A 23,000-nucleotide genomic window follows, 5' to 3' on the forward strand; every position below is an offset into this window, starting at 1 on the left:
CGGCGGGTTAACGCGGGTAACACCCCAGGTGGAACCCGTTGTGCCGGGGAAAGCGCATACCGACCGGCCAGTTTGGTGAAAACGCCGCGCGGTCCGCGGCGCGCGAGTAGCGTGCGTGGCTCAGCTCCCCCACCTCCCTGCGGTCCGCCGCCACGGACCCGAGCCACGCAAGGAGCCCCGGGATGTCCCACGACCCGCCGCACCCGTCGTACTCACCGCATCCGCCCGAGCCGTCCTACCCGGCACATCCGCCCCAGCCGTCGTACCCGGCGCCGCCGACCTACCCCTGGCAGCCGCCCGCGCCGCCCGACCCGGCGGGTCCGGTCCGCCGGGCGCCGCGCGCGCCCCTCGGCCGCCACAGCGACCTGCGGCTGCTGCGCAGCGCCTACCGCTGGCAGCGGCGCACCGCCACGCTCACCGCACTGGGCTACTTCACGCTGTTCCTCGTCCTGTCCGCGTACGCGCCCGGCGTTCTGACCCGCACGGTCGCCGACGGCATCCCCGCCGGGCTGCTGCTCGCCCTGCTGCAACTCCCGGTCACCTGGCTGGCGATCGCCCTGTACGAGCACACCGCCCGCCGGTACGTCGATCCGCTCGCCGACCGCATCCGCAGGCACGCCGAACTCGACGCGCGGCGCGGAGCGGCCCGATGACGGCCGCCGCCGGTGCGGCGTCCACCGGCTTCAGCGACTCCGCGCAGACCATGTCCCTGGTGGCCTTCTCCACCGCCGCCACCGTGACCCTGCTGCTGTGCGTGATGACCGGCCCCGACCGCGACGACCTGGACGAGTTCTACACCGGCTACGGCTCCCTGTCCCCGCTGCGCAACGGTCTCGCCATCGCCGGCGACTACATCTCCGCCGCCACCGTCCTCGGCACCGGCGGGGTGATCGCCCTGTGCGGCTACGACGGTGTCGTCCTCGCCCTCAGCACGGCCCTGTCGCTGATGCTGCTGATGTTCCTGCTGGCCGAACCCCTGCGCAACGCGGGCCGGTTCACCATGGGCGACGCCCTCGCCCGCCGGCTGCCGGGGCGCTGCGTACGGATCACGGCCTGCGCGGTGACCATCGCCGCGCTGCTGCCGCTGATGCTCGTCCAACTGGCCGGGACCGGACAGCTGATGGCCTTCATCCTCGGCTTCACCAACGAGTCCCTGAAGACCGGATGCGTCGTGGGCCTCGGCCTGCTCATGATCGCCTACGCGGCGATCGGCGGCATGAAGGGCACCGCGCTCATCCAGATCCTGAAGATCGTGCTGCTGGTCGGATCGGGCGCCGTGCTCGCCCTGCTGGTCCTGCGCCGCTTCGACTGGGACCCGGGCGCCCTGTTCACCGCCGCCGCACGGCAGAGTGGCGCCGGACCCGACTTCCTGCGCTCCGGACTGGAGTTCGGCACCACCCCCAGGGGCCGCGTCGACATGATCGCCTCACAGCTGACCGTCGTCCTCGGCGGCGCCTGCCTGCCGCACATCACCATGCGCATGTACACCGCCTCCAGCGCCCGCCAGGTGCGCCGCTCGATGTCCTGGGCGGTCTCCCTGGTCGCCCTGTTCGTCCTCGTCATCACGGTGGTCGGGTTCGGCGCCACGGCGCTGCTCGGACGTACGGCGATCGCCACGGCCGACCCGCAGGGCAACACGGCGTACCTGATGGGCTCGCGCGCGGTGTTCGGCGCCGACGTGTCGGCGGCGGAGAGCCTCCTGTTCACCCTGGTCACCACCGCGCTCTTCCTGACCCTGCTCGCCTCGGTGGCCGGGATGATCCTCGCCTGCGCCAACTCCCTCGCGCACGACGTGTTCGCCGCCCGGGTGCAGGAGATGCCGCCCCGCCGCGAGATGACCCTGGCCCGCGTCTCCGCGCTCGCCACGGGGGTGCCGACGATCCTGCTCGCCACCCTGGTGCAGCACCACAGCCTGCAGCCCCTGGTCACGCTCTCCTTCTGCCTGGGCGCCTCCGCCCTCGCGCCCGCCCTGGTCTACGGCCTCTTCTGGCGCCGCTACACCCGCGGCGGGCTGCTGGCCACGCTGATCGGGGGCTCGCTGACCGTGCTGCTGCTCATGCCGGGCACCAACCTCGTCTCCGGGTCGCCCGTCTCCGCCTTCCCCGGCGCCGACTTCAACTGGTTCCCGTTCACCACCACCGGCATCGTCTCCATCCCGGCCGGCTTCTTCTTCGGCTGGCTCGGCACGGTGCTGTCGGGCCGCGCGAAGGCGGAGCGGCAGCGGCAGCAGTACGAGGCGGTGGAGGGCTGGATCCTGGCGGGCGCGGTGCGCAAGGGAAGCTGACGGAACAGCGGCCCGGCGCGTTCGCGTGCGCCGGGCCGCGGCTACTCCAGGACCACCCTGCCGGTCAGCGAGATCAGGGTCTCGCGCACGGAGTCCATGTGCGCCTGCATGTCGTCCCACAGCTCGCCGTGCTCGCGCAGCACCCGTTCCGTCTCCCCGGCGATGCGCTCCTCCTGCGCGCGCGCCTCGGCGATGATCTCCTCGGCACGCGCGCTCGCCTCCTCCGGGGAACGGCGCTCGTACTCCTCGGCCTCCGCGAGGGCACGCTCGGCCTCGGCCAGCTCGGCCTCGGCCCGGCTCGTGCGTTCGGCGTACCCGGCGTCCAGCTCCGCCATCCGGTCGGCCTCCTCCCGCTCGGCCCGGGCCCAGCGCGCGGCGAGCTTCTGGGACTGCTCGGCGAGCATGCCGTCGGTGCGCCGGCGCGCCTCACGCAACTCCGCCAGCGCCTCCATGCGCTGCGACTTCACCGCGCGCCGGGCCCCCACGCGGATACCCTCGACCTCGGTCTCCACGGCGAGGAGCCACTGGCGGGCCCGTTCGTCGGCCTCCGCGCGGATCGCGTCCGCCGCCTCCCGCGCCTCCCGCAGGACGCGCTCGGCGTCCGCCTCGGCCCGCGCGACCTCCTCCGCGGCCTCGCGCCGGGTGCGTTCCAGCAGGTCCGCCGCCTCGTCGAGCACGCACTGGTACAGCTTGCGGGCGCCCTCCCCGAGCGTCTCGTACGTCTGCGGCGGGAGCTCGGCGACGGTCTCGCGCAGCAGCGCGGCCTCCGCCCCCATGTCCTTGGCGAGCACGGTCAGCCGGGCGGCGCGCTCCCAGGCGGCGTCCCGGTCCTCTGACAGGGCCTCCAGGAACGCCTCGACCTGGTCGGGACGGTAGCCACGCCCCCGGACGGTCGCGAAGCCGTGCGGTGGCATCGATGCGCTGCTCACCCTGGGGACCCCTCTCCACCGAACCTGCACGACAGGATGATTTCGTGCATATCTTGATGGATGGGAAGTAAGGGTTCATAACGCGACACTCCGCAGACACGTCACGCCACCACCCCGAACGGCCCCCTCACGGACACGCACCGGCGCCCGCACGGACAACGCGTCGGGCCCCGCACGCGCACGTGCGGGGCCCGACGGATCACACCCGGCGACCGGGCAGCGGCCGGGCTACAACAGCCCGTCCCACATCTGCTCCAGCAGCACCGACCACCAGCTCTCCGGCGAACCGAGCGCCGCCGGGTCGAGCGCGGCCAGCTGCGCCTGGAAGTCGACGGTCCAGCGGCCCGCCTGCTCCTGGTTCAGCCCGTACCTGAGGCGCCACATCCGGCCCAGCAGCGCCAGGCACCGGGCGAACTCCGGCAGCCCGGTGTTCACGAACTGCGGCGGCACCGGCGCACCGCCCGGCCCCGCCTCCACCGGCACGGCCACGATGTTCGCCGTCCCGTACTGCACACAGACCGCCTTGCCGAAGTCCGTGCCCATCACGAGGTACGACCCCGCGTCCGCCGCCGGCCGCACCCCGCGCTCCGCCGCCAGCTCCGCCAGCGTCGGCACCGGCCGGCCCGGCTGCGCCTGCGCCCAGAAGAACGGGCCCATGTCCAGCGGCAGCCCCGCCACGACCAGGGTGTGCGCCACGACCGGCGGCACGCCCTGCCGGGACACCGCCTGCTGCTCGAACCGGAAGACACCCGGGCCGAACGCCCCGGCCAGCTCCTGCGCGATCCCCTCCGGGGGCACCGGCGGCGCGGCCTGCACCGGCGGCAGCGGCGCCCGCACCGGCGCGGGCCGTGCGGGACCGTCCGCCACCTGGTGCAACTCGCCCTGGTGCGCCAGCAACTGCCGCATGCCCTGCTGCCGGCTCGCGTGGTCCGTGCCGTACGGCGCGATGCTCGCGATCCTCGCCTGCGGCCACTGCTCCCGGATCATCCGCGCGCAGTACGCCCCCGGCAGCTCGCACGACTCCAGCTCCGTGTGCAGCTCCAGCACCTGGTCCGGCGGCACGTTCATGGCCCGCAGCTCGTGGAAGATCTGCCACTCCGGATGCGGCGTCCCCGGCGCCGAACGCCGGATCAGCTGCTGCTCCGACCCGTCCTGCGCGCGGTAGCGCAGCACGGCCTGATAACCGGGGCCGACCGTCGGCTGCCCCTGCTGCGGATACCCGTACGCCGGTGCCTGCCCGGGCAGGGGACCACCCGGCGGTGGCACGGCACCCGGAGGCATGGGGGGCTGCCCGACGGGAGCCGTGGGGGGCATGCCGGGAGCGCCGGGCGGCATCGCGGAGGCGCCGGGGGGCGGGGGCGGCTGGGCGCCGGGGGGCATGGCCGAGGCGCCCGGCGCCGGGGGCACGCCCGGGGCACCGGGCGGCATGGGCACGCCCGGGGCGCCCGGCATCCCGGACGCGCCGGGCACCGGCGGCGGGGGCACGCCCGGTCCGGCCACCGGCGGAGCGGCCAGGACGGTCTCCGCGTGGTGCACGGCACCCTGAGCAGAGGGCGTTCCCGGGGTTCCGGGCGCGCTCGGCGGCTGCGGGAAGCCGGGGGCGCCGGGACGGCCCGGGGCGGCCGGGGGCTGGGGGACGCCGGGGGTTCCCGGCACGTTCGGCGCGCCACCCGGGGCGCCCGGCATGCCGGGGGCGCCCGGAGCCGCGGCGGTACCCGACGAACCCGGCCCACCCGGGACGCCCTGCCCGACCGGCGCACCGGGAGGCTGCGGCGCACCCGGAGACCGCGGTGCCGGTCCGTTCGGTCGGCTCGGGTCGGCCAGGACCGTGGCCGCGTGGTGCGCGCCGCCCGGCGGCCGCACCCCGCCCGCGTCGCCCTGTCCGTCCTGCGCCCCGGGGCCCTCCGGGGGCTCGACCGCCGACACCAGCCGCGTCGGCACGTACCCGCCCGCCGGCGGGGGCGGCGTCGCCGCGCTCCCTGGGCGCGCGCCCGGCGTACCCGGGGCGCCCGGCGGCGGAGGCGGCGCGCTCACCCCACCGCGCCCCTTCTTCGGCGGCGCCGCCTTGCTCGTCGCGGCGTCCGCGATCTCCCCCGCGTTCGGCGCGAGCCGCCGCTCGGGCCCACCCGGGGCCGCCGGAGGCTGCGGCGCGTGCGGCGCACCGCCCGGCGCCGGCGGATAGCCGTACCCCGGAGCGCCGGCCCCCTGCGGGTAGCCGTACACCGGGGCGCCCGGCGGACCGGCGGGCGGGGGCGGAGTGCCCTGCGCCGGCGGACAGGGCGGTACGCCCGCCGGGGGCGTGCCCTGCGGCGGGGGCGCGCTGCCCTGGCCGCCACCCTGCGCGCCCGGCAGATCGAGCGCCGGCGCGACCGCCGTCGGGGGCAACTGGCTGCCGCCCGACATCAGCGCGGTCGGCGCGTCCGGTGCCACCGCCGGCGGACGCGGCGCCTCGTCCGCGTCGCCCAACGGCGGCGCGAACACCGTCGCGGGCAGCGGCACCGAGCGGTCGTCCTCACCCGGCCCGGCGTTCGTGTCGGTACCGGCCCACGGCGTGGCCCCCGCGGGCACGTCCGCTCCCGCGGGCACCCCGGCCTGCGTCTCGGCCGGTCCGGCCCCGCCGGACGAAGCCACCGCACCCGGCGCCGTACCACCGGCCGTACCCCCGTCAGGAGCCGCACCGGCAGCAGGAGCCGGCCCGCGGCCGGCGGACGCCTCCGCGTGCCGCTCCCCCAGGCCCAGCTTGTCCGCCGCCTCCTGCAACCACTCCGGAGGCGTCAGCAGGAACGACGTCTGGTTCAGGTCCAACCGCGCGGGCGCGGGCGCCGGCACCGCGTCCCGCGGCTCCCCCACGCGGCCGTACTCCTCCTCGTACCGGCGGATCACCTCACCCACCGGCAGCGCGGGCCACAGCGTCGCCTCCCCGCTGTCCCGGGCGATGACCAGCCGCTGGCCGCCCGCGTCCGAACGCGGACCCTCCGCCCGGTCCTCGCCCCACACCACGAACCCCAGCTCGAACTCCCGCACCCGCACCTCACGGTGCTGGTACGCGGGCACGTCGCCGTTGATCCACTCCTCGGCGCGCTCCTGCGCCTGCGCGTACGTCACCATCGCTCGCCGCTCACTCCCCCACCGGGCCGGACGACGCCGAGCCGGAAACCACCGGCACGACACGGGCGAAACCGCCGTCCACCATCAGACGGGCCACCGTCTCCAACTCCGGCGGGCTGCCCGCCAGCCGGGACAGGAACGCGTCGAAGTCGTCACCGCACGGCAGCAGCAGCCGCTCCACCCGCTCCTCCGGCGACCACGACGGATCCACGTCCCGCACATCGTCGTACGCGCAGAACCACACCGAACCGACCCGCTCGCCCCTCACCTTCACCGCGAGCAGCCCGCCCTGCACGAACGCCACACCCAGGTAGTCCTTCGTCAGATGGTCACGCAGGCACTTGTTCACGTACACCAGGTCATTGACCGCGGCCTCGTCCCGCACCGTGAAGAACGGCTGGTCCAGCAACAGTCCCAAACCGGCGTCCAGCGCCGTGCCCACCGGCGCGCAACCACCCGCCGCCTTCAGGAACGAGCGGTAGGCGCCCGGCAGCCGGTAGCCGAGGTCCTCCTCCACGCCCTGCACCTGAGCCTCCGTCACCGCCACCCCCGACTTCGGCAGCCCGAAGTGCGCCGGCCGCGACTCCTGCAACGGCCGCGTGCCGCGCTTGCCGTGGTCCACCGGCGCCGTCGCCACGCCACCGTGATGCCGCAGCAACGCCTTCACCTCGACCGGCACCAGCTCCAGCCGCCGCGTGCCCGCCACGTGATGCCACGTCCAGCCGTGCGGCGTCGCCACATCCGGCACCGTGTCCCACAACTCGTGCCCCGCCGCCGACAGCGCCGCGTTCGCCGACACGTAGTCCGTCAGCCGCAGCTCGTCGACCCCGAACCCCTCCGGCGGCTCGGCGATCTCCACCGCCACGCGCGCGTACGGCGAGAAATCGGGGTAACCCCGCTCATCGACCCGTACCCCTCTCGGGTGACGTGCCGCCCGGACCGGATCCGGAAAGTGCACGACCTGCCCGGCGTAGGCCGCGTTCGGCGGCGCGGCTTGTCCACCGGCCTGGCCGCTGGGCGGCACACCCAGCCCGAGCCGACCTGTCGTCATGGCGGTTGCCCCCTGCGGCGTTCTCTCTGGCCTGAACGGCGGTGTCGATCGCGGATGGCGACAGCCTATGCGGTACGCCAACCCCGGTCACCGGCCCACCGCGGCCCCGCCCCGGCACCGGCCCGCCCCCACCTGCACCCACGCCCCGCCGCCTTCGTGACCACCCGTCACCCCACCGTCACAGCCCGCCCGACACGGGCGTGTCGCACCGCCCCAGCTTCCACACCAGCCACGGCATTTGGCACCCTGTGTCCTTCGGGGGGGACGCCCGGGGAGGGAAGAACGATCATGAACGCTCTGCAGACCGGAGGTACCGACGTGCGGGCCGGCGACCCTCGCATCGGCTGGAGCGGCACCGACACACCCCCCGCCCCCACCCTGCGACACCGCCGCGACGGCATCCTGCCCACCGTCGCCGCCGCCCTCTCCGTCCGCGGCGCCACCCTCACCGGCACCGCCGCCCGCAGCGACCAGCCCCCGGCCCTGCACCCCCTCGTCCAGGACTTCCTCGACACCCTCACCAGCGACCAGCGCGACCGCTTCACCGGCCGCTGCGCCGAGACCATCCTCATCTCCCGGCACATCGCCGCCGCCGACGCCACCCGCAGCAAACGCGCCGCCCGCAGACCCATGACCAACGGCGAAGCCCGCAAAGCCCTCAAACACGCCAAACTCACCGCCCGCCGCATACGCGAGGACGGCGACCCCCTCCACGGCAGCTTCGCCGCCCCCTGCCGCGCCTGCACCGCCCTCAGCGCTTACTTCGGCGTCCGCATCGTCGACCCCACCGCCACCGACGACTGACCCCCGGCGACCACCGGCACCACCGGAACCACCAGCACGCACGACGATCGAAGGGCAGATGCACCCCGACCGCACCTCGACCACGCGCTTCCCCGTACCCGTCGACGCCGCCCTGCGCGCCGCCGGCTGGCAACCCGGACGCTGGGACATAAAGCAGGCCGAGTTCTGGGCCGACGCCCTGCGCGAACACACCTCACCCGCCGGACACCGGCACACCGTGTTCCCCGCCGCCGTCGAAGCCTGGGCCGAATTCGGCGGCCTGAGCATCACACCCACCGGCCCCGGCCGCCAGATCGCCCCCGCCGGCCTCCGCGTCGACCCCCTCCACGGCCTCCACCACGCCCGCACCCTCGGCGACCTCGGCCGCGCCCTCGGCACCGAACTCAGCCCCCTCGGCGAGGAGACCGACAACGCCGCCCTCCTCGCCATCGACGCCGAAGGCCGCGTCTACACCATCGACCACACCGGCGACTGGTACCTCGGCCCCGACGTCGACCACGCCCTCGCCACCCTCATCACCGGCATCCAACCGGTCCGCCTCACAGCCGGCTGACCCCCCGGCACACGCGCGTCACCCCGCCGGCACCGGCACCCGGCGACCCGCCCCCACCCCGGCTACGCCGGGATCACCGCCGACACCCGGAAACCCCCCGCGTCCGTCGGACCCGACACGAACACCCCGCCCAGCGCCACGACCCGCTCCCGCATCCCCAGCAGGCCGTTCCCGCCCGACGGCAACCCCGCCGCCGACGCCGACGCCGGCTCCGGCGGCGGCTCGTTCTCCACCTGCATCGCGATCTCCGACACCCGGTGCGCCAACCGCACATGCGTCTTCGCACCCGCCGCGTGCTTGTGGACGTTCGTCAACGCCTCCTGCACCACCCGGTACGCCGTCTGCTCGACCTCCGCCGCATACGACCGCACCTCCCCCTCGACCGACAGATCCACCACCATCCCCGCGGCGGCCGACTGCCCGATCAGCTCATCCAGCTCCGACAGACACGGCCCCTCCGCCGCCCCCTCCACCTCGGCCACCCGGGAAGCCGCCGCAGCGGCCGCCTCCCCCACCGCCGCCAACGGCGCCGACGCCGCACGCCGGCCCGCGTCCTCCCCCGCCCGCAGCACCCCCAGCATCTCCCGCAGCTCCGTCAACGCCTGCCGCCCCATGTCCCCCAACAGCGCCGCGTTCCGCACCGCCTTCTCCGGGTCCTTCCGGGCCACCGCCTGCAACGCCGCCGCATGCACCACCATCAGACTCACCCGGTGCGCGACCACGTCGTGCATCTCCCGGGCGATCCGCGTCCGCTCCTCGTTACGCGCCCACTCGGCCCGCTCCTCCGCCCGCTCCGCGAGCAACTGAAGCTCCCGCTCCAGACTGTCCGCCCGCTCCCGCAGACTCTCCATCAAGCGCCGCCGCGCCCCCACGTACAGCCCCAGCAGCACCGGCGGAGCCGTCAGCCCCAGCGCCGTCGTCACCGCCGCGAACGGCACGAACCAGTCACCCAGCGTCAGATCCCCGCGCGACATGTCCTGCCGCACCCGCACGAACGTCACCACCGCCGTCCCCAGCAGCGACATCCCCGACAACGCCCCGATGATCCGCCGCGGCAGCTCACACGCGGCCAGCGTGTACAGACCGACCACGCCCATCAGGAAACCCATCTGGGCCGGCGTGATCGCGATCGCCACCAGCACCACCGCGATCGGCCACTTCCGGCGCACCAGCAGCACCGAACCGGCGACCAGACCGAACACGATCCCCACGGACGCCGGGATCCCCGCGTCCCGCGCGAACGGAATCCCCTCCGCCGCGCACTCCACGGCGGACACCAGCGCGAGGCCCCCGTCGAACACCGCGCTGCGCCGCCTCACCCACCACCAAGGGCCGGTCAACGCCCTCTCGTGGTCTTCCCCCGTCGTGGTCATGGCTCCAGCCTACGGGCGAGCGGTACGGCATTTCCGGTGACTTTCGCCTACCACCACACGCCACGCTCGGTAACCGAACGACCTCGAAACCACCCGCTATCCCTCGAACTGGTGAACCTCCGCCGTTCGACCCCGGAACCCGGCATTCCGTCCGGACGGTATGCGTATGGCACATTCACCGGGCACATACGCCGACTTCGAGACCCTGCGAGAGCAGGCGATCACCCTTCGTCGCGCCGGCCACAGCCTCCGCCAGATCCGGAACGAGCTGAAGATCTACAACAACGACATCCTCAACCAACTGGTGAAGGGCGAACCACCGCCGGAGTGGACGAAGCGTCCCAACGCGAAGGACGACCTCCGGGAGAGGGCACGGGAGCTGCGGCTCCAGGGCTGGACCTACGACCAGATCCAGGTGGAGCTGGGCTGCTCGAAGAGTTCGATCTCGCTGTGGGTGCGGGATCTGCCCAGGCCCGCACCCAGGTACACACCGGAGGAGCAACGGGCCCTGATGCAGGAGGGCCTGGCAAGGCGCCGTGCTGCCGAGCGGGAGAAGCGGGAGCTGAAGAAAGCGGCAGCCCTCCGAGAGGTCGGTGAGCTCACCGACCGCGAACTCTTCATGGTGGGAATCGCCCTGTACTGGGCGGAAGGGTCGAAGAGCAAGCCGTACGACCGCCGCGAACGCGCGATCTTCGTCAACAGCGACCCCGGAGTCATCGAGACCTACCTGGCATGGCTGGACCTGCTCGGCGTGGACCGCGAGCGCCTGACCTTCCGCGTGCTCATCCACGAGTCGGCGGACGTCACGGCTGCCCATCGCCACTGGGCGGACATCGCCGGCGTCGACCCGGGGGTCTTCGCCAAGCCGACGCTCAAGCGGCACAACCCCAAAACGGTCCGCAAGAACACCGGAGACGACTACCACGGGTGCCTGGTCATCGGCGTAGCCAGAAGTGCCCATCTCTACAACCGCATCGAAGGATGGTGGAACGGGATCGTGGCCCAGGCCGAGGCACGTCTCGGGTAAGGTCTGAAGCGCTGTCCCCCGTGGTGTAACTGGCAGCACACTGGTTTTTGGTACCAGCAGGACAAGGTTCGAATCCTTGCGGGGGAGCCACAGCACACAAGACCCAGGTTCGGGCCCTGACACCACCGTCAGGGCCCGCACTCATGTCCCCCTCAATCGCCCCCGGTATCCTGCGGCTGTCACCCCCACCCACCCACAGCCGAAGGGCAACCCCGTGAGCGCCATCCGCCCGGCCGCCGTCGTCGTTCTCGCAGCGGGTGAGGGCACCCGTATGAGGTCGGCCACACCCAAGGTCCTGCACGACATCTGCGGCCGTTCCCTGGTCGGACACGTGCTGGCCGCCGCCCGTGAGCTGGACCCGCAGCACCTCGTCGTCGTCGTGGGCCACGCCCGTGAGCAGGTCGGCGCGCACCTCGCCGAGATCGACCCGGCCACCAGGACCGCCGTGCAGGCGGAGCAGAACGGGACCGGGCACGCCGTGCGGATGGGTCTGGAGGAGCTGGGCGGGTCCGTCGACGGGACCGTCGTGGTCGTGTGCGGGGACACCCCGCTGCTCACCGCCGACACGCTCCGGCGGCTCACCGAGACGCATCACGCGGACGGCAACGCCGTGACCGTGCTGACGGCCGAGGTGCCGGACGCGACCGGTTACGGCCGGATCGTGCGGGACGGGGCGACGGGTGCCGTCACCGCGATCGTGGAGCACAAGGACGCGTCCGAGGAGCAGCGGGCGATCCGGGAGATCAACAGCGGTGTGTTCGCGTTCGACGGGCAGCTGCTGGCGGACGCGCTGAAGAAGGTGCGGACGGACAACAGCCAGGGTGAGGAGTACCTCACGGACGTGCTGGGGATCCTGCGGGAGGCCGGGCACCGGGTGGGGGCGTCGGTGGCGGCCGACCACCGTGAGATCGCCGGGATCAACAACCGGGTGCAGCTCGCTCAGGCGCGGCGGATCCTGAACGACCGTCTGCTGGAGCGGGCGATGCTGGAGGGGGTCACGATCGTCGATCCGGCGACGACGTGGGTCGATGTGACGGTGGCCTTCGAGCGGGACGCGGTGGTGCATCCGGGGACGCAGCTGACGGGGTCGACGCGGCTCGGTGAGGGTGCCGAGGTGGGGCCGAACAGCCGGCTGAAGGACACCGAGGTGGGTCCGGGGGCGCGGGTGGACAACACCGTGTCGGACGGGGCGGTCGTGGGTGCGGGGGCGTCCGTGGGGCCGTACGCGTATCTGCGGCCGGGGACGCGGCTGGGTGCGAAGGGCAAGATCGGGACGTACGTCGAGACGAAGAACGCGTCGATCGGGGAGGGCACGAAGGTGCCGCACCTGTCGTACGTGGGGGACGCGCGGATCGGTGACTACACGAACATCGGCGCGGCGAGCGTGTTCGTGAACTATGACGGTCAGGACAAGCATCACACCACGGTGGGGTCGCACTGCCGGACGGGTGCGGACAACATGTTTGTGGCTCCTGTCACGGTCGGGGACGGTGCCTACACCGCGGCCGGGTCGGTGATCACGAAGGACGTGCCGCCCGGTTCGCTGGCCGTGGCCCGTGGTCAGCAGCGGAATATCGAGGGCTGGGTGGCCCGGAAGCGTCCGGGGAGCGCGGCGGCGAAGGCGGCCGAGGCGTCGTCCGGGCAGGGTGGGGACGAGGACTGACCGGAAACGCGTGCGTCAAACACGGCGTACCGTGATAAGTGCACATCCGCACGTGTGCACCCTGCACCCTTACCAGCTGATACGGCCTCTCATGCCCAGCCGAGAGGTCGCCGAGCAGCCGGCTGGCTGAGACAACCTCTGAGGAGACTGTGCTGTGACCGGGATCAAGACGACCGGCGAGAAGAAGATGATGTTCTTCTCCGGCCGCGCCCACCCCGAGCTTGCCGAGGAGGTCGCCCAGCAGCTGGGTGTCGGGGTCGTCCCGACGAAGGCCTTCGACTTCGCGAATGGTGAGATCTACGTCCGTTACCAGGAGTCGGCTCGTGGTGCGGACTGTTTCCTGATCCAGAGCCACACGGCTCCGATCAACAAGTGGATCATGGAGCAGCTCATCATGATCGACGCGCTGAAGCGTGCTTCGGCGCGGTCGATCACCGTGATCGTGCCGTTCTACGGTTACGCGCGGCAGGACAAGAAGCACCGGGGTCGTGAACCGATCTCGGCGCGTCTGATCGCGGATCTGATGAAGACGGCGGGTGCGGACCGCATCCTGACCGTGGATCTGCACACGGATCAGATCCAGGGTTTCTTCGACGGTCCGGTGGACCATTTGTTCGCGCTGCCGCTGCTGGCGGACTACGTGGGTGCGAAGGTGGACCGGGCGAAGCTGACGGTGGTGTCGCCGGACGCGGGACGGGTGCGGGTGGCGGACCGGTGGTGTGACCGGCTCGGTGCGCCGCTGGCGATCGTGCACAAGCGGCGTGACAAGGACGTGGCGAACCAGGTGACCGTCCACGAGGTCGTGGGTGAGGTCAAGGGTCGTGTGTGTGTCCTGGTGGACGACATGATCGACACGGGTGGCACGATCTGCGCGGCCGCCGACGCGTTGTTCGCGCATGGCGCGGAGGACGTCATCGTGACGGCGACGCACGGTGTGCTGTCGGGTCCGGCGGCCGATCGGCTGAAGAACTCGCAGGTGAGTGAGTTCGTGTTCACGAACACGCTGCCGACGCCGGGTGAGCTGGCGGCGGATCTGGACAAGATCACGGTGCTGTCGATCGCTCCGACGATCGCGAGTGCGGTGCGTGAGGTGTTCGAGGACGGCTCGGTGACCAGCCTCTTCGACGAGCAGTGAGGTTTCTGCACTCACTTCCGCACCGCGTGGCGCATCCCCTTGCGCACTGGTAGGTGATCGTTTTGGGTACGGCCTCCCCCTCCGAGTAGACTGCTGCAGTTGCTCGGCGAGGGAGGCCGTACTCGTGTACGGCGGTCCGTTATCGACGCGCTCTTCGTAGCAGGCCGTTCGTGGCCGGGTGACCACGTCCGTTCCGAGTTCCTACGAGGAGTGATCCACATGTCCGAGGTGAAGCTGAGCGCCGAGACCCGCACCGAGTTCGGCAAGGGTGCGGCCCGTCGCATCCGCCGTGACAACAAGGTGCCGGTCGTTCTGTACGGGCACGGCTCCGAGCCGCTGCACCTGACCCTGCCGGGCCACGACCTGCTGCTGGCGCTGCGTACGCCGAACGTCCTGATCTCGCTGGACATCGACGGCAAGACCAACGAGCTGGCGATCCCGAAGGCCGTGCAGCGTGACCCGCTGAAGGGCTTCCTGGAGCACGTCGACCTGCTGCTGGTCAAGCGCGGCGAGAAGGTCACGGTCGAGATCCCGGTGCACGTCGAGGGCGAGCTGGCCCCGGGCGGCAACCTGCTGGAGCACGTCCTGGACGCGCTGCCGGTCGAGGCCGAGGCCACGCACATCCCGGAGCAGGTCACCGTCTCCGTCGAGGGTCTGGCGGCCGGTGCCTCCATCCACGCCAAGGACATCACGCTGCCGAACGGCGTGTCCCTGTCCGTGGACGAGGACGCCGTGGTGATCCAGGTCCTGCAGGCGCAGGCCGAGGAGACCGAGGGCGAGGGCGCCGAGGGCGAGGAGGCGGCCGAGGCCTGATCCTCGCCGTCGTCATCATCTGTCCGGCCGCCGCCTCCCTCGCCGGGGGCGGCGGCCGGCGCGTATCAAGGAGACATGGACGTGACCACCGCCGCCAGTGATCCCTGGCTCATCGTCGGGCTCGGCAATCCCGGGCCGGAGTACGCCATGAACCGGCACAACGTCGGTTTCATGGTGGCCGACCTGCTCGCGGAGCGGATCGGCGGGAAGTTCAAGCGGGCGGGCAAGGCGCAGGCGCAGGTGCTGGAGGGGCGGATCGGTCCGGCGGGGCCGGGGAGCCGTCGGGTGGTGCTGGCGAAGCCGATGTCGTACATGAACCTGTCCGGTGGTCCGGTGAACGCGCTGCGGGACTTCTACAAGGTTCCGGTGGGGAACATCGTCGCGGTCCATGACGAGCTGGACATCGACTACGCGACGTTGCGGCTGAAGCTGGGCGGCGGTGACAACGGGCACAACGGTCTGAAGTCGATGACGAAGGCGATGGGGCCGGACTACCACCGGGTGCGGTGCGGGATCGGCCGGCCGCCGGGCCGGATGCAGGTGGCGGACTTCGTGCTGAAGGACTTCTCGTCGGCGGAGCGCAAGGAGCTGGACTGGTTCGTGGACCGTGCGGCGGACGCGGTGGAGTGTCTGGTGACGGAGGGGCTGGAGCGGGCGCAGAGCGCGTACAACTCCTGACTTGTCCGGGCTTGGCCCCGCGGGGAGTTGACCGGCCGTAGGGATATGGCCAATGATCCCGGCCATGCCTGCCTCAGCCAGTACCGCTCGTCAGGCGTCCGTGTCCGCGTTGCGGTTCGGGCGGGTGGCGGCGATGGGTGCGCTCGCCGCGCTGATCGTGTTCGCCGGGGTGCGGGGGTCCTGGGGGACCGCCCAGCACGTGATGCTGGCGAAGGGGCGTGAGTCCGGCTCGGTGACGGTGACGCGGTGTGCCGGGGACACCTGTACGGGCCCGTTCGCCCCGGCGTCGGCGGGGGCGCGGCCGCGTGCGCGCGTGGAGATCGAGAAGTCGGTGGCGGTGCGCACGGGGGCGACGTACGCCGTGGTGCTGAAGCCCGGGACCGGTGAGGCGGTGCGGTCGGGTCCGGCGGGCATCCTGTACGCGTGGGTGCCGTTGGGCGGGGCGCTGCTGCTGGCCTCGGTGGTCGTGGCGGGCGGGATGCGGCTGGCCCGGGTGGCGTGGGTGCTGGGGCTGTCCGGTGCGGCGCTGCTGACGGCCGCGTTCGTGGCGTTGCAGTGAGAGTGAGCGGAAAAAAGGGGGTGCCCCCGGGGTCGTACGACCTCGGGGGCACCCCTTTTTGTGGCGGGTCAGCCGGTGTTGCGCAGGCCCGCCGCCACGCCGTTGACGGTCAGGAGCAGGGCGCGGGAGAGCAGCGGGTCGGGGTCGGTGCCGGCCGCGGCGGCGTCGCGCTGCCGCTTGAGCAGGGTGACCTGGAGGTAGGAGATGGGGTCCAGGTAGGCGTCGCGGATGGCGAAGGTCTGCTTGAGGACCGGCTGGGCGTCCAGGAGTTCCTGCTCGCCGGTGATCCGCAGGACCTCGCGGACGGTCAGCTCGTGTTCGGCCTTGATGGTGTCGAAGACGTGCTTGAGCTCGTCGGGGACGAGGGTGTCGACGTAGTGCTGGGCGATCCGCAGGTCCGTCTTGGCGAGGGTCATCTCGACGTTGGAGATGAAGTTGCGGAAGAAGTGCCACTGTTCGTGCATCTCGCCGAGCACGCTGTCCAGACCGGTTTCCCGCAGCGCCTTGAGGCCGGAGCCGACGCCGAACCAGCCGGGCACGATCTGCCGGGACTGGGTCCAGCCGAACACCCACGGGATGGCGCGCAGACCGTCGAGCGAGACGCCCGAGCCGGGGCGGCGGGAGGGCCGCGAGCCCAGGTGCAGCTCGGCGAGCTGGTCGACGGGCGTGGAGGCGAGGAAGTACGTCGGCAGGTCGGGGTCCTCGACCAGGCGGCGGTAGGCGGCGTGGGCGGCGTCGGAGACGACGTCCATGGCCGCGTCCCAGCGGGCGAGGGCCTCGTCGGACTGGCGGGGTGCGGTGTGCAGCGCGGAGGCCTGGAGGGTGGCCGCGACGGTCAGTTCCAGGTTCTCCCGGGCGAGGGAGGGGATGAGGTACTTGTCGGAGATGACCTCGCCCTGCTCGGTCACCTTGATCTCGCCCTCCAGGGTGCCCCAGGGCTGGGCGAGGATGGCGTCGTGGGAGGGGCCGCCGCCGCGGCCGACGGTGCCGCCGCGGCCGTGGAAGAGGCGCAGGCGTACGCCGTAGCGGTGGGCGACGTCGCGCAGCCGGCGCTGGGCGCGGTGGATCTCCCACTGGCTGGTGGTGATGCCGCCGAACTTGGAGGAGTCGGAGTAGCCGAGCATGACCTCCTGGACGTCGCCGCGCAGCGCGACCAGGCGCCGGTAGGACGGGTCGGAGAGCATGTCCTCGAGGATGGTGTCGGCGGCCTTCAGCTCGTCGGTGGTCTCCAGGAGGGGCACGATGCCGATCTTGGCCCAGCCGGCGTGCAGGTCGAGCAGGCCGGCCTCGCGGGCGAGGACGGCGGCGGCGAAGACGTCGTCGGCGCCCTGGCACATGGAGATGATGTAGGACTCGACGACCTCGGGGCCGAAGACCTCCAGGGCGCGCTTGACGGTCTGGAAGACGCCGAGGGTCTTCTGCCCGGCGGCGTCGACGGGGGCCGGGGTGGGGGCGAGCGGCCTTCTGGAGCGCAGTTCCTTGGCGAGGAGCTTGGCCCGGTACTCGCGGGGCATGTCGGCGTAGCACCAGGACTCCTCGCCGAGCCGGTCGAAGAGCTGGCCGAGGGCGTGGTGGTGGGCGTCGGCGTGTTCGCGGACGTCCATGGTGGCGAGCTGGAGGCCGAAGGCGGCGAGGGTGCGGATGGTGCGGGCGAGGCGGCCGTCGGCGAACAGGCCGCCGCGGTGCCGGCGCAGGGAGGCCTGGATGAGGCGCAGGTCCTTCAGCAGTTCGCCGGTGCCGAGGTAGTCGCGGCCTTCCTCGTGCGGGGTGCCCTTGGCGAGGCGCTGCTTGGTGTTCTCCAGCTTCTGCCGGATGCAGGTGGCCTTGAGCCGGTAGGGCTCCTCGGCGTTGAGGCGCTTGTAGCGGGGGCTGATCTCGGGGAGCAGGTCGAGGTCGGTCTTGAGGGAGTCGAGGAGTTCCTCGGTGGCGCCGGTGTAGCGGATGGAGTTGGAGAGCAGTCCGCGCAGCTCGTCGATCATCTCCAGGGCGTCGTTGATGCCGTGTTCGTGCTGGAGGATGAGGACGTCCCAGGTGACCTGGGGGGTGACGTTGGGGTTGCCGTCGCGGTCGCCGCCGATCCAGGTGCCGAAGGTGAGGGGGCGGGTGTCGTCGGGGAGCTTGACGCCGACGCGCTCCAGTTCGGCGGTCAGGTCCTCCAGGACGTCTCCGACGGCGTCGGCGTGCAGCTCGTCCAGGTAGTAGATCGCGTTGCGGGCCTCGTCCGCGGGTTCGGGGCGTACGACGCGCAGCTCGTCGGTCTGCCAGACGAGGTCGATGTTCTCGGCGAGGCGGACGTCGTGGCGGCGGCGGTCGGATTCGAGGACGGGGGTGTCCAGGAGCGCGGCGATGCGCCGGAGCTTGTTGAGGACGGAGCGGCGCGCGGCCTCGGTGGGGTGGGCGGTGAAGACCGGGCGGACGTTGAGGTTCTGGACGGTCTGCCGCAGGTGCTCGGGGTCGGCGTCCTTGAGCCGGTCGGCCGTGCGGGCGAGCAGACCGCCCTCGGCGGCGCGCCGAGCGCGCAGTTCGCGGCCGCGGTGCACCTGTTCGGTGATGTTGGCGAGGTGGAAGTAGGTGGAGAAGGCGCGGACCAGCTTGGCCGCGGTCTCCAGTTCGGTGCCGCGCAGCAGCTCGGCGGCGGCGTCACCGTCTTCGCGGGTGAGGCGGCGGACCTTCTCGACCAGTTCCAGGAGTTCGGGGCCTTCCTGCCGGACGAGGGTCTCCCCCAGGAGATCACCCAGCCGGCGGATGTCGGCGCGCAGCTCGCTGCTGGTCGTGGTGGTCTGGTCGTCGGCACTGCTCACAGGTGCGGCTCCTTGCAGTGTTGAAGCTCGTCTGGGAGGGAACCCGGCCGGCTGCCACACACGGCGGGTGCCGCATACGGGCCGGAGGGTCCGGGAAGGAAACTTCAGCGGACCGCGCTGTCCGACCGAGTCCAAGGATAGGTGGCCATGTGGACGCGCAGGGTCTGGGGCTCTTGCCGCCGCACGACACGCTGCCATACTTACGATGCCGTAGGTTACGGAACCGTAGGGAAGCACCGCAGAGTCCCGTACGGTCCCGGGTGCCCGGCATCTGCCTCGACCATCGACCCCACAGGGGACGCGCATGACCTCAAGTTCCGATGTGATCGAAGAAGCCCGTAAGGCCACCGACACACCCCCTCCCTCCGCCACGCTGGGCGGCGAGCAGAAGCGTTCGATCGAGCAGATCACGCTGCTCCTGTTCATCACCGTGCCGTTCCTGGCGCTGGTGGCGGCCGTGCCGCTGGCCTGGGGCTGGGGGGTGAGCTGGCTCGACATGGGCCTGCTGGTCTTCTTCTACTTCCTGGGGTGCCACGGCATCACGATCGGTTTCCACCGGTACTTCACCCACGGTTCGTTCAAGGCGAAGCGGCCGCTGCGGATCGCGCTCGCGATCATGGGTTCGCTGGCGGTCGAGGGGCCGCTGGTGCGCTGGGTGGCCGATCACCGCAAGCATCACAAGTTCTCCGACGCGGAGGGCGATCCGCACTCGCCGTGGCGGTTCGGCGAGACGGTTCCGGCGCTGATGAAGGGCCTGTGGTGGGCGCACATCGGCTGGATGTTCGACGAGGAGCAGACGCCGCAGGACAAGTACGCGCCGGATCTGATCAAGGACCCGGCGATCCGGACGATCTCCCGTCTGTTCGTCCTGTGGACGATCGTGTCGCTGCTGCTGCCGCCGCTGATCGGCGGTCTGGTGACGATGTCCTGGTGGGGCGCGTTCACGGCGTTCTTCTGGGGATCACTCGTCCGGGTGGCGCTGCTGCACCACGTGACCTGGTCGATCAACTCCATCTGCCACGCGGTCGGCAAGCGGCCGTTCAGGTCGCGGGACCGTTCGGGCAACGTGTGGTGGCTGGCGGTGCTGTCCTGCGGGGAGTCCTGGCACAACCTGCACCACGCCGACCCGACGTCGGCGCGGCACGGCGTGATGCGCGGCCAGATCGACTCCTCCGCCCGGTTCATCAGGTTCTTCGAGCTGCTCGGCTGGGCGTACGACGTGCGCTGGCCGTCACGCTCGCGTATCGATTCGCGGCGTCACACCGGGGAAGGCGGCTCCCGGCGCGGGAGGGAGACGGCCGAGGCGGCATGATTGACGCCGTGGCGACCGACTCCAGCAGCACCTCAGGCAACGACAAGCAGCGGCGGACCCGCCGGACGCGTATGACCGGTGCCGAGCGCCGCCAGCAGCTGCTGGAGATCGGTCGCACCCTCTTCGCCGCCAAGGGTTTCGAGGGCACGTCGGTGGAGGAGATCGCGGCGAAGGCCGGGGTGTCCAAGCCGGTGGTGTACGAGCACTTCGGCGGCAAGGAGGGGCTGTACGCGGTGGTGGTGGACCGCGAGATGCGGCGCCTGCTGGACATGGTCACCAGTTCGCTGACGGCCGGCCACCCGCGTGAGCTGTGCGAGCAGGCGGCGTTCGCGCTCCTGGACTACATCGAGGAGTACACGGACGGTTTCCGCATCCTGGTCCGCGACTCCCCGATCCCCCAGTCGACGGGTTCCTTCGCCTCGCTCATCTCGGACATCGCCACGCAGGTGGAGGACATCCTGGGCCGCGAGTTCAAGTCGCGCGGCTTCGATCCCAAGCTCGCCCCGCTGTACGCCCAGGCGCTGGTCGGCATGGTCGCGCTGACCGGCCAGTGGTGGCTGGACGTGCGCCGTCCGAAGAAGGCGGAGGTGGCGGCCCATCTGGTGAACCTGGCGTGGCACGGCCTGGACGGGCTGGAGCAGAAGCCGCGCCTGATAGGGCACCGCAAGTCCTGACGCCTGCCCCTGCCCTGCCCCTGCCCGTGCTCCTACGCCGGCTTCTGCGCGACGACGAACAGCCGGCGGAACGGCAGGACGGTGCCGTAGGGGGCGCTCGGGTAGGCCTCGCGGAGCAGGTCGCGGTACTCGGCGAGGAACGCGTCGCGGGCGTCGGGCTCGTCGGCGAGGGCGGTCAGGGCGGGCCGCAGGCCGGTGCCCTTGACCCAGTCGAGCACCGGGTCCGGGCCGGTCAGGACGTGGAGGTACGTCGTCTGCCACACGTCGGCCGTGCAGCCCAGGCGGGTGAGGCGGTCCAGGTAGGTGCCGGGGGCGTGCACGGAGTCGGTGCGGCGCAGGACGCCGGCGAGGCGGTCGCGCCAGCGGGGCGTGCCGGCCAGGTCGCGCATGAGGGCGTGCAGCGGGGCGTCGACGTTGTCCGGGACCTGGAAGGCGAGGGTGCCGCCGGGGCGCAGGGCGGCGATCCAGTCGGGGAAGCGGTCGGCGTGGCCCGGCACCCACTGGAGGGTGGCGTTGGAGACGATCAGGTCGTACGGCTCCGTGGGCGTCCAGGTCCGCACGTCGGCGTGGGCGAAGTCAAGCAGGCCGCCCCCGGCCGTGGGCCCCTCGTGGTCGACGTGGGCCTTGTCGAGCATCTCCGGCGAGTTGTCGTAGCCGGTGATGCGGGCGGTGGGCCAGCGGTCGGCGAGCAGGACGGTGACGTTGCCGGGGCCGCAGCCGAGGTCGGCGATGCGGGGTGCGTCGCCGGGCAGGCTCGGGATGCGGGCGAGGAGGTCGGCGAAGGGCCGGGCCCGGTGCCCGGCGTGGCGGAGGTACTGGGCGGGGTCCCAGCTCGGCGTCGTCATGGCCCCACTTTCCCCGCCGCTTTCTCTCGATGTCAAGAGACTCGACATCAAGAGACTTCACATCGACACAACCACTACACTGATCTCCATGGAGGACGAGGTCGATCGGCTGGTCGCAGCGTGGCGCCGGGAGCGCCCGGACCTCGACGTGGAGCCGCTGGAAGTGCTCAGCCGGGTGAGCCGACTCGCCCGGCACCTCGACCGCGCCCGCCGGCTCGCCTTCGCCGAGCACCAGCTGGAGCCGTGGGAGTTCGACGTGCTGACCGCGCTGCGGCGCGCGGGCACGCCCTACCAGCTCTCGCCCGGCCAACTGCTCACCCAGACCCTGGTCACCTCGGGCACGATGACCAACCGCATCGACCGGCTGGCGAAGAAGGGCCTGGTCGAGCGGCTGCCCGACCCCAGTGACCGGCGGGGCGTGCTGGTCCGGCTGACCGACGAGGGCCGTGACCGCGCGGACCAGGCGCTGGCGGGCCTGCTGGAGCAGGAGCGGGCGATCCTCGCCGAGCTGTCCCGCGGCCAGCGCGCCGAACTGGCCGGCCTGCTACGCCAGCTGACCGCCCCGTTCGACAACATCCCCGGCTAGGTCCACCGGTCCCACCCCGGCCCGCCGCGCCAGCGCGACGGCGGCCAGCGTGGAGTGGACGCCCAGCTTGCCGAGGACGTTCTGCATGTGGGTGCGGACGGTGTGCGGGGAAAGGAACAGCCGCTCGGCGACGGCCTTGCGGCCGAGGCCCGCGACCATGCAGCGCAGCACCTCCCGCTCGCGCGGGGTGAGGGACTCCACCAGCCGCTCGCTCTCGGTACGGTGCTTGCGCGCCGCCGTCAGCTCCTTGAGCACACCGGTGAGCAGCGCGGGCGGCAGATGCGTCTCGTCGCGCAGCACCCCCCGGATCACCGTCAGCAGCCGCGACAGCGAGCAGTCCTTGGCGACCCAGCCGGATGCCCCGGCCTGGAGCGCGAGGGCGGCGCGGCGCGGGTCGTCCTTCTCGGCGAGGACGACGATCCGTACCGCGGGGTGGGCGACCCGGACCCCGGTGACCAGCGAGATCCCGTCGACCAGCCCCTCCTCGTCGCCCTCCTGCACCGGTACGGCCGGGCGGGCGCCGGGCAGCCTGCCGCCCAGGTCGGCGTCGACCAGCAGGACGTCGTAGCGCCGGCCCTCGCCCGCCGCGCGCTCCAGGCAGCGCAGCGCGGCCGGGCCGCTGCCGGCGGCAAAGACGTCGACGTCGGGCTCGGCGGCCAGGGCGGCGGCGAGCGACTCGGCGAAGATGCGGTGGTCGTCCACGACCAGGACTCGGATGCGAACCACGTAACCCCCTTCCCCAGGCTCCGCGTGGAGCAGGGGATACCCAAGGTCCGGAAAGCTCCGGAATTGGCTGGCCCGGAAA

Annotated in this window: 20 protein-coding genes and 1 tRNA gene; 14 read left to right on the top strand and 7 right to left on the bottom strand. The window is 72.2% G+C overall.

The genetic code is table 11. The features are described 5' to 3' along the window. The first annotated feature begins 182 nt into the window (after positions 1-182). Entirely contained in the window at positions 183-653 is a 471-nt protein-coding gene (locus AB0946_RS11585) for a DUF485 domain-containing protein (protein ID WP_366760375.1), read from the top strand. Beyond that, a complete protein-coding gene (locus AB0946_RS11590) occupies positions 650-2,284 on the top strand; it encodes a cation acetate symporter (RefSeq protein ID WP_366760376.1) in 1,635 nt (544 codons plus the stop codon). Before AB0946_RS11585 ends, AB0946_RS11590 begins: the two co-directional genes overlap by 4 nt. A gap of 41 nt (positions 2,285-2,325) precedes the next feature. Here the strand turns inward: AB0946_RS11590 and AB0946_RS11595 are convergent, their stop codons facing one another. From AB0946_RS11595 to AB0946_RS11605, 3 genes are all read right to left on the bottom strand, one after another. Next, positions 2,326-3,213, bottom strand: coding sequence for a DivIVA domain-containing protein (locus AB0946_RS11595; RefSeq protein WP_366760377.1), 888 nt, complete (start codon positions 3,211-3,213; stop codon positions 2,326-2,328). Positions 3,214-3,441: 228 nt separating this feature from the next. Beyond that, the gene (locus AB0946_RS11600) at positions 3,442-6,321 is read right to left on the bottom strand and encodes an SUKH-4 family immunity protein (RefSeq protein WP_366760379.1); all 2,880 of its coding nucleotides are present in this window, start codon (positions 6,319-6,321) and stop codon (positions 3,442-3,444) included. Positions 6,322-6,331: 10 nt separating this feature from the next. Beyond that, entirely contained in the window at positions 6,332-7,372 is a 1,041-nt protein-coding gene (locus tag AB0946_RS11605; RefSeq protein WP_366760694.1) for an SMI1/KNR4 family protein, read from the bottom strand. Positions 7,373-7,660: 288 nt separating this feature from the next. Here AB0946_RS11605 and AB0946_RS11610 point away from each other — a divergent pair, with 288 nt between their 5' ends. Further along, positions 7,661-8,176, top strand: a complete 516-nt coding sequence (locus AB0946_RS11610) for a YwqJ-related putative deaminase (RefSeq protein ID WP_366760380.1) — start codon at positions 7,661-7,663, stop codon at positions 8,174-8,176. Between the two features lie 58 nt (positions 8,177-8,234). Next, on the top strand, positions 8,235-8,729 hold the full coding sequence (locus AB0946_RS11615) for an SUKH-3 domain-containing protein (protein ID WP_366760381.1): 495 nt from the start codon (positions 8,235-8,237) through the stop codon (positions 8,727-8,729). 62 nt (positions 8,730-8,791) lie between these two features. Here the strand turns inward: AB0946_RS11615 and AB0946_RS11620 are convergent, their stop codons facing one another. Further along, on the bottom strand, positions 8,792-10,102 hold the full coding sequence (locus AB0946_RS11620; RefSeq protein WP_366760382.1) for a histidine kinase: 1,311 nt from the start codon (positions 10,100-10,102) through the stop codon (positions 8,792-8,794). Between the two features lie 166 nt (positions 10,103-10,268). Between AB0946_RS11620 and AB0946_RS11625 the strand changes: the two genes are divergently transcribed. The 7 genes from AB0946_RS11625 to AB0946_RS11655 all read left to right on the top strand — a co-directional run bounded on the left by AB0946_RS11625 (position 10,269) and on the right by AB0946_RS11655 (position 15,977). Continuing rightward, positions 10,269-11,129 carry a hypothetical protein gene (locus AB0946_RS11625; protein ID WP_366760383.1) on the top strand — a complete coding sequence of 287 codons (861 nt, stop codon included), beginning with the start codon at positions 10,269-10,271 and terminating at the stop codon, positions 11,127-11,129. Positions 11,130-11,143: 14 nt separating this feature from the next. Then, a tRNA-Gln gene (locus AB0946_RS11630) sits at positions 11,144-11,219 on the top strand. 124 nt (positions 11,220-11,343) lie between these two features. After that, on the top strand, positions 11,344-12,792 hold the full coding sequence (glmU, locus tag AB0946_RS11635) for a bifunctional UDP-N-acetylglucosamine diphosphorylase/glucosamine-1-phosphate N-acetyltransferase GlmU (RefSeq protein WP_366760384.1): 1,449 nt from the start codon (positions 11,344-11,346) through the stop codon (positions 12,790-12,792). 154 nt (positions 12,793-12,946) lie between these two features. After that, positions 12,947-13,927, top strand: coding sequence for a ribose-phosphate diphosphokinase (locus tag AB0946_RS11640; protein ID WP_366760385.1), 981 nt, complete (start codon positions 12,947-12,949; stop codon positions 13,925-13,927). A gap of 219 nt (positions 13,928-14,146) precedes the next feature. Then, positions 14,147-14,740: a 50S ribosomal protein L25/general stress protein Ctc gene (locus AB0946_RS11645; RefSeq protein WP_366760386.1), complete on the top strand. Its 594-nt coding sequence runs from the start codon at positions 14,147-14,149 to the stop codon at positions 14,738-14,740. Positions 14,741-14,815: 75 nt separating this feature from the next. Then, the gene (gene pth, locus AB0946_RS11650; RefSeq protein WP_171155507.1) at positions 14,816-15,418 is read left to right on the top strand and encodes an aminoacyl-tRNA hydrolase; all 603 of its coding nucleotides are present in this window, start codon (positions 14,816-14,818) and stop codon (positions 15,416-15,418) included. A gap of 52 nt (positions 15,419-15,470) precedes the next feature. Then, the gene (locus AB0946_RS11655; protein ID WP_366760387.1) at positions 15,471-15,977 is read left to right on the top strand and encodes a hypothetical protein; all 507 of its coding nucleotides are present in this window, start codon (positions 15,471-15,473) and stop codon (positions 15,975-15,977) included. Between the two features lie 68 nt (positions 15,978-16,045). Here the strand turns inward: AB0946_RS11655 and ppc are convergent, their stop codons facing one another. Next, complete coding sequence (ppc, locus tag AB0946_RS11660; RefSeq protein ID WP_366760389.1) at positions 16,046-18,778, bottom strand: phosphoenolpyruvate carboxylase; 2,733 nt, start codon at positions 18,776-18,778, stop codon at positions 16,046-16,048. A 304-nt stretch (positions 18,779-19,082) separates the two neighbouring features. Between ppc and AB0946_RS11665 the strand changes: the two genes are divergently transcribed. Together AB0946_RS11665 and AB0946_RS11670 are read left to right on the top strand one after the other, a co-directional pair. Then, positions 19,083-20,090, top strand: coding sequence for an acyl-CoA desaturase (locus tag AB0946_RS11665; protein WP_366760390.1), 1,008 nt, complete (start codon positions 19,083-19,085; stop codon positions 20,088-20,090). Beyond that, a complete protein-coding gene (locus AB0946_RS11670; protein WP_014673198.1) occupies positions 20,087-20,764 on the top strand; it encodes a TetR/AcrR family transcriptional regulator in 678 nt (225 codons plus the stop codon). Before AB0946_RS11665 ends, AB0946_RS11670 begins: the two co-directional genes overlap by 4 nt. A 32-nt stretch (positions 20,765-20,796) precedes the next feature. Here AB0946_RS11670 and AB0946_RS11675 read toward each other — a convergent pair whose 3' ends face one another. Beyond that, positions 20,797-21,609 (bottom strand): trans-aconitate 2-methyltransferase, encoded by an 813-nt coding sequence (locus tag AB0946_RS11675; RefSeq protein ID WP_366760391.1) that lies wholly within the window; start codon positions 21,607-21,609, stop codon positions 20,797-20,799. A gap of 88 nt (positions 21,610-21,697) precedes the next feature. Here AB0946_RS11675 and tamR point away from each other — a divergent pair, with 88 nt between their 5' ends. Then, positions 21,698-22,195, top strand: coding sequence for a MarR family transcriptional regulator TamR (gene tamR / locus AB0946_RS11680; RefSeq protein WP_171155496.1), 498 nt, complete (start codon positions 21,698-21,700; stop codon positions 22,193-22,195). Here tamR and AB0946_RS11685 read toward each other — a convergent pair. Beyond that, on the bottom strand, positions 22,154-22,921 hold the full coding sequence (locus tag AB0946_RS11685) for a response regulator transcription factor (RefSeq protein ID WP_366760392.1): 768 nt from the start codon (positions 22,919-22,921) through the stop codon (positions 22,154-22,156). The genes tamR and AB0946_RS11685 overlap by 42 nt on opposite strands. Positions 22,922-23,000: the final 79 nt, after the last annotated feature.

Origin of the sequence: Streptomyces sp. NPDC046870 (genome assembly GCF_040704595.1) — a bacterium.
Lineage (GTDB): Bacteria > Actinomycetota > Actinomycetes > Streptomycetales > Streptomycetaceae > Streptomyces > Streptomyces argyrophylli.

Coding starts and splice junctions, on each gene's coding strand:
- AB0946_RS11585 (WP_366760375.1), top strand. CDS start 183: ATGTCCCACGACCCGCCGCACCCGTCGTACTCACCGCATCCGCCCGAG.
- AB0946_RS11590 (WP_366760376.1), top strand. CDS start 650: ATGACGGCCGCCGCCGGTGCGGCGTCCACCGGCTTCAGCGACTCCGCG.
- AB0946_RS11600 (WP_366760379.1), bottom strand. CDS start 6,321: ATGGTGACGTACGCGCAGGCGCAGGAGCGCGCCGAGGAGTGGATCAAC.
- AB0946_RS11605 (WP_366760694.1), bottom strand. CDS start 7,372: ATGACGACAGGTCGGCTCGGGCTGGGTGTGCCGCCCAGCGGCCAGGCC.
- AB0946_RS11610 (WP_366760380.1), top strand. CDS start 7,661: ATGAACGCTCTGCAGACCGGAGGTACCGACGTGCGGGCCGGCGACCCT.
- AB0946_RS11615 (WP_366760381.1), top strand. CDS start 8,235: ATGCACCCCGACCGCACCTCGACCACGCGCTTCCCCGTACCCGTCGAC.
- AB0946_RS11620 (WP_366760382.1), bottom strand. CDS start 10,102: ATGACCACGACGGGGGAAGACCACGAGAGGGCGTTGACCGGCCCTTGG.
- AB0946_RS11625 (WP_366760383.1), top strand. CDS start 10,269: ATGGCACATTCACCGGGCACATACGCCGACTTCGAGACCCTGCGAGAG.
- AB0946_RS11645 (WP_366760386.1), top strand. CDS start 14,147: ATGTCCGAGGTGAAGCTGAGCGCCGAGACCCGCACCGAGTTCGGCAAG.
- pth (WP_171155507.1), top strand. CDS start 14,816: ATGGACGTGACCACCGCCGCCAGTGATCCCTGGCTCATCGTCGGGCTC.
- AB0946_RS11655 (WP_366760387.1), top strand. CDS start 15,471: ATGATCCCGGCCATGCCTGCCTCAGCCAGTACCGCTCGTCAGGCGTCC.
- AB0946_RS11665 (WP_366760390.1), top strand. CDS start 19,083: ATGACCTCAAGTTCCGATGTGATCGAAGAAGCCCGTAAGGCCACCGAC.
- AB0946_RS11670 (WP_014673198.1), top strand. CDS start 20,087: ATGATTGACGCCGTGGCGACCGACTCCAGCAGCACCTCAGGCAACGAC.
- AB0946_RS11675 (WP_366760391.1), bottom strand. CDS start 21,609: ATGACGACGCCGAGCTGGGACCCCGCCCAGTACCTCCGCCACGCCGGG.
- tamR (WP_171155496.1), top strand. CDS start 21,698: ATGGAGGACGAGGTCGATCGGCTGGTCGCAGCGTGGCGCCGGGAGCGC.